The 12,990-nt window shown below is 35.7% G+C and carries 11 protein-coding genes; 7 read left to right on the forward strand and 4 right to left on the reverse strand.

All coding sequences use genetic code 11. The features are described 5' to 3' along the window. Nucleotides 1–244: 244 nt before the first annotated feature. Nucleotides 245–1,948 carry a Kelch repeat-containing protein gene (locus HQN85_RS02055; RefSeq protein WP_173268685.1) on the forward strand — a complete coding sequence of 568 codons (1,704 nt, stop codon included), beginning with the start codon at nt 245–247 and terminating at the stop codon, nt 1,946–1,948. A gap of 324 nt (nt 1,949–2,272) precedes the next feature. Beyond that, nucleotides 2,273–4,009, forward strand: a complete 1,737-nt coding sequence (locus HQN85_RS02060) for an FAD/NAD(P)-binding protein (RefSeq protein ID WP_173268686.1) — start codon at nt 2,273–2,275, stop codon at nt 4,007–4,009. 36 nt (nt 4,010–4,045) lie between these two features. On the opposite strand, the gene HQN85_RS02065 is transcribed toward HQN85_RS02060, so the two are convergent. After that, nucleotides 4,046–5,023 carry a Gfo/Idh/MocA family protein gene (locus tag HQN85_RS02065; protein ID WP_173268687.1) on the reverse strand — a complete coding sequence of 326 codons (978 nt, stop codon included), beginning with the start codon at nt 5,021–5,023 and terminating at the stop codon, nt 4,046–4,048. 110 nt (nt 5,024–5,133) lie between these two features. Between HQN85_RS02065 and HQN85_RS02070 the strand changes: the two genes are divergently transcribed. Next, entirely contained in the window at nt 5,134–5,418 is a 285-nt protein-coding gene (locus tag HQN85_RS02070) for a hypothetical protein (protein WP_173268688.1), read from the forward strand. 131 nt (nt 5,419–5,549) lie between these two features. Here the strand turns inward: HQN85_RS02070 and HQN85_RS02075 are convergent, their stop codons facing one another. Further along, entirely contained in the window at nt 5,550–6,110 is a 561-nt protein-coding gene (locus HQN85_RS02075) for a hypothetical protein (protein ID WP_173268689.1), read from the reverse strand. Between the two features lie 259 nt (nt 6,111–6,369). Between HQN85_RS02075 and HQN85_RS02080 the strand changes: the two genes are divergently transcribed. The 4 genes from HQN85_RS02080 (at nt 6,370) to HQN85_RS02095 (ending at nt 10,976) form a co-directional block, all read left to right on the forward strand. Next, nucleotides 6,370–7,605, forward strand: coding sequence for an exo-beta-N-acetylmuramidase NamZ family protein (locus tag HQN85_RS02080; protein ID WP_173268690.1), 1,236 nt, complete (start codon nt 6,370–6,372; stop codon nt 7,603–7,605). 128 nt (nt 7,606–7,733) lie between these two features. After that, nucleotides 7,734–9,368: an ABC-F family ATP-binding cassette domain-containing protein gene (locus tag HQN85_RS02085; protein WP_173268691.1), complete on the forward strand. Its 1,635-nt coding sequence runs from the start codon at nt 7,734–7,736 to the stop codon at nt 9,366–9,368. A 94-nt stretch (nt 9,369–9,462) separates the two neighbouring features. Further along, a complete protein-coding gene (locus HQN85_RS02090) occupies nt 9,463–10,311 on the forward strand; it encodes an NAD(P)-dependent oxidoreductase (protein WP_173268692.1) in 849 nt (282 codons plus the stop codon). Between the two features lie 215 nt (nt 10,312–10,526). After that, entirely contained in the window at nt 10,527–10,976 is a 450-nt protein-coding gene (locus HQN85_RS02095) for an Hsp20/alpha crystallin family protein (protein WP_173268693.1), read from the forward strand. Between the two features lie 124 nt (nt 10,977–11,100). Here the strand turns inward: HQN85_RS02095 and HQN85_RS02100 are convergent, their stop codons facing one another. Together HQN85_RS02100 and HQN85_RS02105 are read right to left on the reverse strand one after the other, a co-directional pair. Further along, entirely contained in the window at nt 11,101–11,961 is an 861-nt protein-coding gene (locus HQN85_RS02100) for a hypothetical protein (protein WP_173268694.1), read from the reverse strand. A 143-nt stretch (nt 11,962–12,104) separates the two neighbouring features. Next, nucleotides 12,105–12,926 carry a hypothetical protein gene (locus HQN85_RS02105; RefSeq protein WP_173268695.1) on the reverse strand — a complete coding sequence of 274 codons (822 nt, stop codon included), beginning with the start codon at nt 12,924–12,926 and terminating at the stop codon, nt 12,105–12,107. Nucleotides 12,927–12,990: the final 64 nt, after the last annotated feature.

The raw sequence follows: 12,990 nt of genomic DNA on the forward strand, positions 1-12,990 counted from the left end.
AATATAGCTTTAAAAAATGCCTTTGTAGGCTGATCTAGATTGTTTTTGTTGGAGCTCCATCATCGAGTTGCGTTATAATCATTTTTTTTATATAGAACCGCTCTTTCTATTCATGATGACACATATCTCAGAAGTAAATGATTGAAATTCGTCCATCTATATTACACTTTGCATTTTAACTATTCTCACTATATTTAGTTAAATTTTACCGTTTATGCGCTCTTGCCAGATATTATTACTCATAATGCTAAGTTCTTTTTTGTTTTCCTGCAAAAAAAGCAGACAAGAACCTGAGCAGCCTCCCACCCCTAAGGAATCAGAAGTATCTTTTTATAAAGATTTAAAGATTGATAGTATACAAATGCTTTCTGTTGTGGTTTCTTTTCAACTTACCAAACCAGCAAAGATAGTAGGTATATTAACTTCGCTAGATTCTCTATCACTTGTAAATCGTGTAGAAGATTATATGAAACGAGATTTAGTTTTTCGAGATAACAGGTATTACGGGAAAATCGAATGGCCATACAATCTGCCTCCTACTAACGACAATTTTTGGTTTCGTCTATACATGAATAATGAAGATGGTACCAGAACATATTCACCAGTATTTCGACAAGCAATAGCGACTTATCAAATAAAGAATGTCAATATTGTTAATGGTAAGGGATCCTTCAATAAGCATCCCAAAGATTTTTTCATGAATTATGAAGGTGTTGCTATTGGGACTTATGATAATTCGCTTATGGTAGAAGCAGTTACATCTGATGTAAATTCTCAAAACTATAAGGGAACCTTAAATGATGTCAATGTTTCCATAAATAAAGTCGATCTAATGGTATATCCAGCCAGCCATAAACAGGTAGTTTTTGATGTTCCTGACGATTATCCGCTTGGGCAGGCAATTTTCAAATTGTACCATTTAAATAAACTGGTCTTAACTCAGCAGGTGAACATTGTAAACGGAGGATTATTGACTAAGGATCAACATGTGTTAAACTCTTCGGCTTGGCAGAGCATTTTTGTTCATAATAACGAACTTTATACATTTTTCAATGGATTTATTCCTAGTGAAAGTAAATTTTATAAATGGAATACAGACACAAAAACATTATCCACGCTTTCAATTCCAAATTTTACACTACACATAGGCAATATTGATAGGGCTTTTTCTTTAAATGGGATAGTTTATTTTCCTCCTGCCAACATTCGTCCGTGGGGCATTTTCAGTCAATATAATCCATACTACTACAAAGAAGTAATAACAACTTACGAACTGGCAACCAATACCTGGAGTGAGATTGAGTTGCTGAATACCAAAGATATAAATCTCGATAGGGGGCTCGATGTATTGGAAAGTTTTGTAATTGGTGATAATATCTATAGTATCATTAGGGAAACACCTCAAAACACAAACATAGTTCGCTGTGTGCTTAAAGTATTCAATGTAAAGGATAAAAGCTGGAAGGAATACATGGAGCTTCCAAATAAATTATATAAAGCTACAGTATTGGATGGTAAAGTCTATGTTTTGACCAGTGGTTATGACGTTCAGGAAGGTGCGACAGATACTTTCAAAAATGAATTCATGATTTTGGACCTGCAAAGCAAGTCATTCTCTAAAAAGAGCTGGATCTCTAATAAAAACGCTGGCACCCAAAAGCCATATCTAACAGCTTTTGGGAATAAGATCTATGTATATGGCGGACAGTATTCTTCCGGTTATAGCAGTCTATATTCATCACTTTTTGCAGTGTATGATCCTTCGATAGATAAATGGAGCCCAGTAAGCGGTTATAGTTACTTTACGGCTTGGGTAAGTCAAACTAATGGATTCATGCTGCCAATCAATAATAAGCTCTATATAGGACTAGGTTTAGATAGGTATACTAATGGCAATATATATGGAAGCGTAAGGAATTTTACTATTTCTCAACTTTCAATAAAATAGGCTGTTACCAAAGAATTATTGCAGTCTCTGAACCTCGTTTAACTAAGATAACCCTAATAAGTGATATATCTATTGGAACCATGATGGGCCATTTCAGCTATGGAATAAGTACAACCGTAAAAGAATTCGTATAAAAAATAGGAAATCAATCTTTATAATGCCCAGAAAGGTGAAGAATTTGCATAACTAAACTAAAAAGTGTGGAAATAATCTTAGTAAGTATCGTAAGAAATTAACACCATATTATATGGACATAGAACATTTCATCTTAGAATTTGTTAAGTTATTAGATTAAATACACACTATGACCAATTCCAGCTGTATATGAGAGTTGCTATAATCGGAGCGGGGCCAACTGGCTTATTGATGTTCAAAAAACTCATCGCAAAAAATATTCCCGACCTATCCATTAGCATTTTTGAGCGCAAAAGTATTTTGGGTGCTGGTATGCCCTATAGTTCCGAAGGCGCATGCAAGGAACATATTACCAATGTTTCGGGCAATGAGATACCAGAACTGGTAACCAGCGTGCGCCAGTGGACGCTAGATTGCAAGGACAGTTTACTCCAGCGATTTGACCTTGATAGCGCAAATTTTAATGACTACAAAGTCTTGCCAAGGCTGCTTTTCGGAGCATACCTGTCCGATCAGTTTGCACTGCTATTGGAACAGGCCAAAGCTTTAGGTTTAAAGGTTGAAGTACATTTGAATACAGAGATTGCAGATATCATTGATATGGAAGCAGAGAATTCTACATGCATAGTGACAAGTATGGGGGACAGCTATAGTTTTGAGCGGGTGATTATTTGTTCGGGCCATTACTGGCCCAAAAAAATGGAACTTTCCCACGCTGGTTATTTCGATTCGCCTTACCCTCCGCAGAAGATAGCATTTAGAACCAATCACAGTGTAGCGATAAGGGGTTCCTCTTTAACTGCAATTGATGCTATAAGGACGCTTGCCCGCAGTAATGGGCGATTTGAAAAGGAGCCCAACGAAAAACTAGTTTACAAGCTAGATACCCAGAACCCTGCATTCAAAATGACCATTCATTCGCGTAATGGCCTGCTGCCTGCGGTACGTTTTCACCTAGAAGATTCCATGTTAGCTAAGGATTCAGTACTAAGTGCTAGTGAGGTAGATCAGGTAAGGGCGGCCAACAATGGATTTGTGCCACTGGACTATATTTACAAACGTAATTTTTTAGATAGGCTTGAAAGATCGCATCCCATCTTTCATGCACTGGTTAAACATTTACCGTTAGAGAAATTTGTGCAGATGATGATGGAAAGAAGGGAAAATACACCTGCCTTTGAACTGCTGCGTAACGAATTTGCCGAGGCCAGGATTTCGATTGAAAATCAGGAGCCGATCTATTGGAAGGAAATGCTTGCGGTTCTCAGTTTTGCGATGAATTATCCAGCCAAGTACTTCTCGGCAGAGGACATGAAAAGATTAAAGGGTTCACTTATGCCACTGATCTCGGTGGTTATTGCTTTTGTTCCACAGAGTTCGGTGAGCGAACTGCTTGCGCTGCATCAGGCCGGTGTTCTAGATATCCAAAGTGTAGGAAACGATAGCGAAATAAGCACTTGTAAAGAAGGAGGAATCAATTACCATTTCAAGGATGACAATGGTCAGCAAAGATCTGTTCACTATCCTATGTTTATCGATTGCATAGGCCAGCCCCATCTTGAAATTGATGATCTGCCTTATCCAAGCCTTGTTAGCTCAGGCACTGTTGCTATAGCAAAATTACGCTTTGCAGATCAAAAAAATGCAGCTATAGCGTATGCAAATGGAAGTAATGATATAATTAAGGAAGGGCAGGTTTACTATCTTCGTGTGCCAGGGATATCGATTAATGATAATTTTCAGGTTCTTGATGCAAAGGGAACGGCTAATAAAAGAATACACATGCTAGGGGTTCCCTTCATTGGCGGTTATAATCCAGATTATTCTGGCCTTGATTTTGGAGATGCAGCCTCGGAGAAAGTAATGGATTCCATATGCGCTGGTTTAGATGAGGATGAGCGTTTTTCGCAACAGATATCGGCTTGATGAATTGATCTGTTCCTTTTAGGTATAAGCTAACACCTAAAATTTATTACCTGTAAGCTGATCAATTATTGCCATCGTATTTATTCCTTCTTTAGCGGGGCAGGGGTTTGTTGCGATCTCATTTGTAAAGTATTTGACAACTTCCGCAATCATAGGTTCTTGTATATGTTTGGAATGAATAAAAGGGAAGTGTGTAATTTCACCATCTTTAGTTAGGACAATCTTACTGCCATGAAAGGCAAATTGGATACTTCCTCTAGCGCCAACAATTTCACACAAATCTTCCTTCATCGGCGCATCAAAACACCAAATGCCTGTAACGGGTAATGTATTATAGGTTAGCAGAGCTGAAACAATATCATCGGCTTTGCTTTGTTGGGACTGGTTAGCTGAAAATCCATTGACTCTTGTAGGCTCTCCAAAAAACCAATTGAGCAGATCGATATGATGAGGAGCTAAATCATGGAAAAGACCACCTCCTGAAATTTCGGGATTTACACGCCAATTTTCTTCGGAACTTGCTATTATAGATGAAAACGGAGGTTGATAAAATTTAATATTTACAAAACGTAGATCACCAATTTCAGTAATCAATTCTTTAATCTTAATGAAATAAGGCATTGCTCGCCTGTAGTGTGCAACAGTTAGTTTAACATTGTATGTTTCGGCTGCTTTGGCCATAAGCTGACAGCTCTCTGCAGATAACGCCATTGGCTTTTCTACATAAACTGGCTTTCCAGCCTTAAGTGCCTCAATAGTATAAAATTCATGACTTGAAGGAGGAGTGGCAATATAAATAGCATTTACTTGAGGATCATGAATTAACTCATGCGCTGATGAATACCAAACTGGAACGTCATGACGCCTAGCATAATCTGCTGCTTTTTCGGCATTTCTCCGCATTACAGCGTAAAGTTTGGAGTTTGGAACTTGATTAAAGGCTGGCCCACTTTTTACTTCTGTAACATCGCCACAGCCAATAATACCCCAATTTAATAGTTGTTCAGTATGCATGATCAAATGTATCTATTCTGCTTAATTTAGAAAATACCTAATCACAGCAAATTGAAACAAAGTTATTCAACCAGCTGTTAATTAAAAGATTATTATTACGATTAAAGGTTATGGAAAACGACAGAAAAAGAGATACCTCGCTTGTAATTAAAGAGAGTGACATTAAAGGCGAGAAAATCATTTTTGATATCCTCATTAAAGAAACGTTGGCTCATGTAATTGTCATTAAAGATGGGCAACAATACCATCTCAACTTAGATGGTGAAGATTTTGGTAGTTTTTGCAGAGACGACAATGGAGACATTCAACGTTTTGAGCAACCAAAAGGTGCGCATCGTGATGATGAAAATTACTTTAAACCTATTCTAGAGAAACTTGAGCAATTGAACAAATAAGTTCTAAATGTTAGAGAAACAATATTATAATTCAATATTTATATGATCTCCAGCAATGGAACTGTTATTTCATAAAAAAAGTTATTCTAACAGGTTGAGGGTAAAACAATAGAATGCAGAGTAGTTAATAATTATTCAATGCTATCAATGAGCCATTTACCTTTTCCTTGTGATAAACTAAATACTAAAAAATCTTCAGAGTCAAATGTAAATCTCACTTTGTTTTTAGTTAACCGGGTAATTTTTCCTTGATTGAGCAACTTAATGTTGCTTTCATAATCTTGGGTTAATAATATCATATCCATATCAAAGCCTTCTGGCGGACCTTCTATTTGTTTTGTCTTTAACAAATTTTCATTACACATACCGATGTAATGTTCAATAGAATTCAAAAATTTATTGCTTAAAAAACCGCTCTTTTTTAATTCTGCGAGATATATGGCTACGTTAGCCTTATTAACATAGTATGGTTTGGCCGGTGCTTGAAGCTGATTTACAAGCTGAATATTGTTGAGCCTTTGCATATTTTTACTATACCAAAATATAAAAGAACGTACCGTTTGTTCTGGTGTTACAGTAGCTTGATTTTGGATTTTATTTTGCTCCTTTTGTATTTTTCCTATTGTAATAGCTGTCGGATTATTGAATAGCACGGAAAAAGATAAGGCAATGATTAGGATGTTGGTTTTCATAAGGTAATTGTTGATCATAATTTAATTATCGCTCTGCGAAATTATATATAGGAATATGAACAGTATATCGTCTTTTAGGATGATTAAGTAAATAGTGATATCACAACTGACGAATTAACTTGGGTAATTTATAAGACCCGAATTCACAGATTCTTTATTAATATCATCTCAATCCTTATTTTTATTTCAGAATAAGTATAACTTTAAATTATGGTGTCATAATTAATAATGCTCCATAACACACAATCACATATAAGAAATGAAAACAAAAGTATTGATTTGGTCTTTCGGGTTACTTAGTACCTGTTTACCCACACTATTTTTTAAAAACGCTAATCCTATAGCTGAAAAACCAACAGCTTATGCAAAGGTGATCACTACCGGTGCAGATCAGACTAAAAAATACCTTCCATATTTGAAAGGAAAGCGGATTGGTTTAGTAGCAAACCAGAGTTCGATGATTGGTAAAAAAAGTAGCGTAGATAGTTTAATTAGCCTTGGAATTAAAATTGTAAAGGTGTTTGGACCAGAGCATGGTTTTAGGGGTAATGCAAGTAATGGGGCTCCAGTAAGCAATGAGATAGATGCTAAAACAGGAATTCCAATTGTTTCTTTATATGGTAAAAATGAAAAGCCAAGTAAAGAGCAGCTAGCAGATATTGATTTGATGGTTTTCGACATCCAGGATGTAGGTTGTCGTTATTATACCAATATTAATACCTTGCAATATGTGATGGAAGCCTGCGCAGAAAACAACAAAGAACTGCTTATTCTAGATAGGCCAAATCCAAATGCCTATGTGGTAGATGGACCAGTACTCACTGATGATAAATTTAAATCGGGTATTGGTATACATTATACACCAATGACCCATGGTATGACTATTGGAGAGTTTGCTCAATATCTTAACGGAGAAGGTTATTTGAAGCAGCCTTGCAAACTAAAAATTATAAAAGTGGCTAATTATGATCACAATATGTCTTATGAACTACCAATTCATCCATCACCCAATTTAAATACGCAACAAGCGGTAATGCTTTTCCCAAGCCTATGTATGTTTGAAGGAACAACGATTAATGAGGGTAGGGGAACTTATATGCCATTTACTATTTTAGGATCGCCTGCATTAAAAGGTAAATATGCTTTCTCTTACAAGCCTGTAAGTATTCCTGGCATGAGCGAACGTCCAATTAATAAAGATTCTGTTTGTTATGGTCTTGATCTTCGTCAGTATGATATCAAAGAGCTTATGCAGAAACGCCAGATTAATTTGTCCTGGGTAATTGAATTGTACAAAGCTTCTCCTGATAAAGATAAATTCTTTAGTCCAGTTAGGGCGAATGGAGTTTCTGCCTTTGATTTGCGCATAGGTACAGATCAGTTAAGGAAGCAAATTATAGCAGGAGTTTCTGAAGCTGATATTAGAAAAAGTTGGGAACCAGGTTTATCGAAATTTAAAGCGATACGTGCAAAGTATCTTTTATATCCAGATTGATTTTGCTTTCGCTATAAATAATTTAAGCAGTTCTTTTAAGGGCTGCTTTTTTTGTTTGTGCTGCTTTATTTCTCCTGATAATATAGTCCCTTTCTTTTATCTTTGCGCCTCAATTAATATTCCAATTTGTGATTAATGTAAATAATATCTCCGTTTCATTTGGAGGAACAACGCTATTTAGCGACGTAACGTTTTCTATTAATGAGAACGATAAAATAGCCCTAATGGGCAAAAATGGTGCTGGTAAATCTACCATTCTTAAAATTATTGCTGATGCAGCTAAACCTACTTCTGGTAATGTAACTGGTCCTAAAGATGCTGTGATTGCCTATTTACCTCAACATTTGCTTACCCAAGATGACGTGACCGTTTTTGAAGAGACAATGAAGGCTTTTCAAGAGGTGAACCAAATGCAAAAGGAACTCGACGAGCTGAATGAGCAGTTGACTATTCGTACAGATTACGAAACCGATGACTATATGAAGCTGATTGAACGCGTATCGGAGTTGAGTGAAAAGTTTTATTCGATTGAAGAAACTAATTATGATGCAGAAGTAGAGAAGGTATTGAAAGGTTTAGGCTTTGATCGTAAAGATTTTGACCGGAAAACTTCTGAATTTTCAGGGGGCTGGCGGATGCGAATCGAATTAGCTAAAATATTATTACAGAAACCTGATTTAATTTTATTAGATGAACCTACCAACCACATGGATATTGAAAGTATACAGTGGCTGGAAGATTTCTTGATTAATTCGGCTAAAGCGGTAATGGTGATTTCTCACGATCGTGCTTTTGTAGATAATATTACCAATCGTACCATTGAGGTAACAATGGGTAGAATTTATGATTATAAAGCTAAATACACGCATTATTTGCAGTTGCGAGCGGATAGACGAGTACATCAATTAAAGGCTTATGAAGAGCAACAACGTTTTATAGCTGATAACCAAGAATTTATAGATCGATTTAGAGGAACTTATTCTAAAACTTTGCAGGTGCAGTCGCGAGTTAAAATGCTCGAAAAACTGGAAGTGATTGAGATTGATGAAGTCGATACTTCGGCACTACGCTTAAAATTTCCACCCTCACCACGTTCGGGTCAATATCCAGTAATGGTAGAAGAGTTAACAAAAGTTTATGGCGATCATGTAGTGTTTGAAAAAGCATCCATGGTGATTGAACGAGGAGAAAAGGTAGCTTTTGTAGGTAAAAATGGAGAAGGTAAGTCGACGATGATTAAAGCTATTATGGGCGAGATTGATTTTGAAGGCGGTTTAAAGGTGGGGCACAATGCTAAAATTGGCTATTTCGCTCAAAATCAGGCAGCATTGTTAGATGAAAATTTAACTGTATTTGATACTATCGACCAAATTCCATTAAGTGATGGCACCATTAAAATCAAAGATCTTTTAGGAGCCTTTATGTTTAGTGGCGATGATGTAACTAAAAAGGTTAAAGTTCTTTCTGGTGGCGAAAAGACCCGCTTGGCTATGATTAAATTGTTATTGGAGCCAGTAAATGTATTGATCCTCGATGAGCCTACCAATCACTTGGACATGAAAACCAAAGATATTATTAAAGATGCACTAAAAGATTTTGATGGTACTTTGATTTTGGTATCACACGATCGTGATTTCTTAGATGGATTGGCTCAAAAGGTATTTGAATTTGGTAACAAGCGTGTTCGTGAACATTTTGAAGATATCAAAGGATTTTTGGCCTACAAAAAAGTGAACAGCTTAAAAGAAATTGAGCAAAACTAATCCATTATAAGGTTAGCAGGAAAACTAAATATAATAAATCTCGTTTATATTGGGGAAGATTTTTGGCTTCCCATAATTAACAAAAAAATAAGTTATGAAAGCATTTTTAGGAATGGGCCTTTTGGGTTCGAATTTTGTAAAAGCAATGCTCGCTAAAGGAGATCAGGTTCAAGTTTGGAACAGGACTTTTTCAAAAGCAAAAGCATTGGAAAACGATGGAGCGAGGGTTATGGAAGATATTGTTGATGCTGTTAAGGGAGTAGATCTTATCCATCTTACTTTAAAGGATGATGAAACTGTAAACGAAGTGTTGGAGGCTGCAAGCTCAGGGTTTAAACCTGGTGTTATCATCATAGATCATACAACAACTTCTGCTAAAGGAGCTATCCAAAGAACAGCAGACTGGAAAGCAAAGGGATTTACCTATTTGCATGCGCCAGTATTTATGGGGCCACCCAATGCATTAGAAAGTAGTGGAAGCATGCTCGTTTCGGGCGATCAACAAGTAATTACAAAAGTAGAAGCAGAGTTGTCGAAAATGACGGGTAAGCTTATTAACCTTGGACCAGAAGAAGGTAAGGCAGCAGGGTTAAAACTTGTAGGCAATTCTTTCTTGTTGGCCATGACTACTGGGCTTTCTGATACCTTATCTCTGGCAAAGGCTCAGGGAATTCCCTCTAGCGATGTAGCTGCATTATTTAATACCTGGAATCCTGGTGCAGGAATGCCAGCGAGGTTAGGTAGAATTCTAGAAGGGAATTTTAACAATCCATCATGGGAATTGGATATGGCTCGTAAGGATGCTGTATTAATGATTAAAGCAGCGGAAGACGGAAACACAAAACTTACTGTTATTCCAGCAATAGCTAAAGAAATGGATAACTGGATTGCAAAAGGACATGGCAGTCAAGATTGGAGCATTATTGCAAAGGATAACCTATAGCAGTTATTGCTGAATATAGTATTTTAAATGGCTTTATTGCTTACTGAAATTTTGACAATCTAAACTGCAAAATTTTCATTTCAGCTGAAATTTTTTCAGCTGAAATGTTTCTTAAATGCATTGGTATAGCACTTGTTCCCTGATTTTTGGGAACAGTTCCCAACTTTAATTAATCATAGTTTTAATCATTAAAAAAAATTAAGGAGGAAAAACCAATGACACTGGTTAAATTCAATTCAGACAAATCAAATAACAACCAAAGAGGTTTGGTGCCAACATTCGGTGATGTATTTGATTCTATTTTTACCGACAATTTCTTTACAAGAGCAGACATGAGTTTGGTACCTGCGGTAAACATTTGCGAAACTACAGATCATTATCATGTAGAACTTGCAGCGCCAGGTCTTAGTAAAGAGGACTTCAAGATAAACTTAGAACGCAAGATGTTGACCATATCTGTACAAAGAGAACAGTCAAACGAACAAGAAGACAAAAATTATTCAAGAAAAGAATTTAGTTATAACTCGTTTACCCGTTCGTTTACATTACCTGACAGCGCAGACGAAAACAACATTGTCGCAAAATACAATAACGGCGTACTTAGTGTAGATATTCCGAAAAGGGAAGAGGCTAAGCATGTTAGTCGTCAGATTTCTATCAGTTAATTAATAAAAACTAAAGTAAAAGGGCTGCTAGGTATGAGCAGCCCTTTTTGTTTGTAGTTATTGTTATTCGTAGGTAAATACGTTAATTGTATACAGAGTGTAAGCAGAATAAATCTGCGAAGAATTACTTCCCGAATATTTCATGAAATCTATTGAAATTAATACCGTTCGTACCTCTCCATGCACCATAAGGTAATGGGATATTAGAACGATGAGAAGTTCTCACGTTTTTTAAGGCATGGGAAATATCCATTTGAGTTGTAAACTCATCATATTTTGATTGAATAAAATCATTTTCAAGAATACCACACTCTGCAAGTGTTTGTAATATTCCATATCTTTTATCTCTATCAGCATCTGGGATGACACTATTTTTTGCTATTCTTTTTTCAAGCTCCCATGGAACGTCTGAATTTTCACTTGCCAAAATTACCTCTAAAAGCTCAGCAGCCTTTTGATTATCTGCTTGATTTCTTTGAACAGTATCAAATTTTCTAATTTCTTCAAGATCTATTAAGAAATTAATGGGATCTTGGTTAGTTGATTCTCCTCTGTAATAGGTGTAAAGCTGGTAGGTTTTATCAATTGTTTGCTTCTTTGGAAGTCCGCAAATTACACAGTGCGTATCTCCAGTAAAAGCGTGTGGTTTTAGATTTTTAATGTAAGTAAAACTCATCAACGGTTGACGACCCCGTAATAACTCACCAGTTAAACCTTTAAGAAAAAGAGAAGCAACATAGTCTAAAGTTACCTTACTGTCGTATTGAAAGGTTAATAATCTTTCAAGTGCATTATCATGTTCAAAAGTTTCAAATCGATTAGGAATAAGTCCTCTGCTTTCTAACAAATCAAACTCACTTCTTGAACATGTTGGTTTAATTATTCTTTCAATTCTTTGACTTTTTGAATTAAATACACCCTCATCTTCTATGTAAATTTTTTTCAGAATGGATTGTATTTTCTTTTCAATTTCAATTTCTTTCATCTGATTGATTTAAGTAGATTATCAGTTATTTAATAGTGCAGCATCACTTGCTAATTCAAAGTTATTGCTGTATTAAAATCAAAAAAATAATCTTTTTGGGTGATTTTTGTAACGTTAAACTGTAGCGATTTTTAAGGCTATGGTTATATAGATTCGTAGATATAACAAGTTTTTGATTTTGCGCCTACTTGATATGGATAGGTTGTTTCCACTGAAATTACCCTTCCTTTAACATCTGTTTTATAGTTTTGGATAAATTTCCCAGTAATATCTGATGTATAAGCAAAATCTCTAGTAAGTAAGGTGCTTGGTTTTGCTGCTCCAGGGATAAAAATTGATGAAGGATCTGCGATATCTCCATAAAACTCTGTTGCAAATCTTTCTTCAGGTTGGCCAGGCTGTTTATTGGTTCCTGTAAGGATAGTATTTTTACCATTATGTTTGTAATTGTAAGTGCTTTCCATTACAATTTCACCAACACCATTACTGATAGAATAGCTAGCTAAATGTCCATTTGAGTAGCGGTAACTATAACTGAAATTTAATGTTAAAATCGGCTGATTAGGGTTCTGAATGTTCATTGTAGAAAGTGTATAGTTAGTAAGTTGATTGCCTATGTAACTATATTGATAGACGTTCAAATTCTTCTTATCATACTGGTTTTCTACAACTGTCTTAATTAAACGACCTTGTTTATCATAACTAAATGTTCTAATACAACTAAGTGATCTATTTGATTTAGTGCTAGAAGTATATTGAAGTGTACGTTTAAGTTTTTCATCATCATTATACTGTAATACGGTAACATCGCCCATAGAATTGACAATTTGAGTGAGACGGGAACCAACGTAAGAATGATTATTTAAAGTTGCTGTCTGTGTTTCTGATTTACGAAAGATGTTCTTTTTGCATGATGAAAATATAGCAGCGGTTGCCAATAGACAATAAATGGCTTTTTGTTTCATTTTTTAGGGATTAAATGTTTGTTTAGAAATTTGGATGATTTTGTTAACTATTTATAAAACAAAG

The sequence above is a fragment of the Pedobacter boryungensis genome (genome assembly GCF_013204825.1).
Taxonomy (GTDB): Bacteria; Bacteroidota; Bacteroidia; order Sphingobacteriales; family Sphingobacteriaceae; genus Pedobacter; species Pedobacter boryungensis.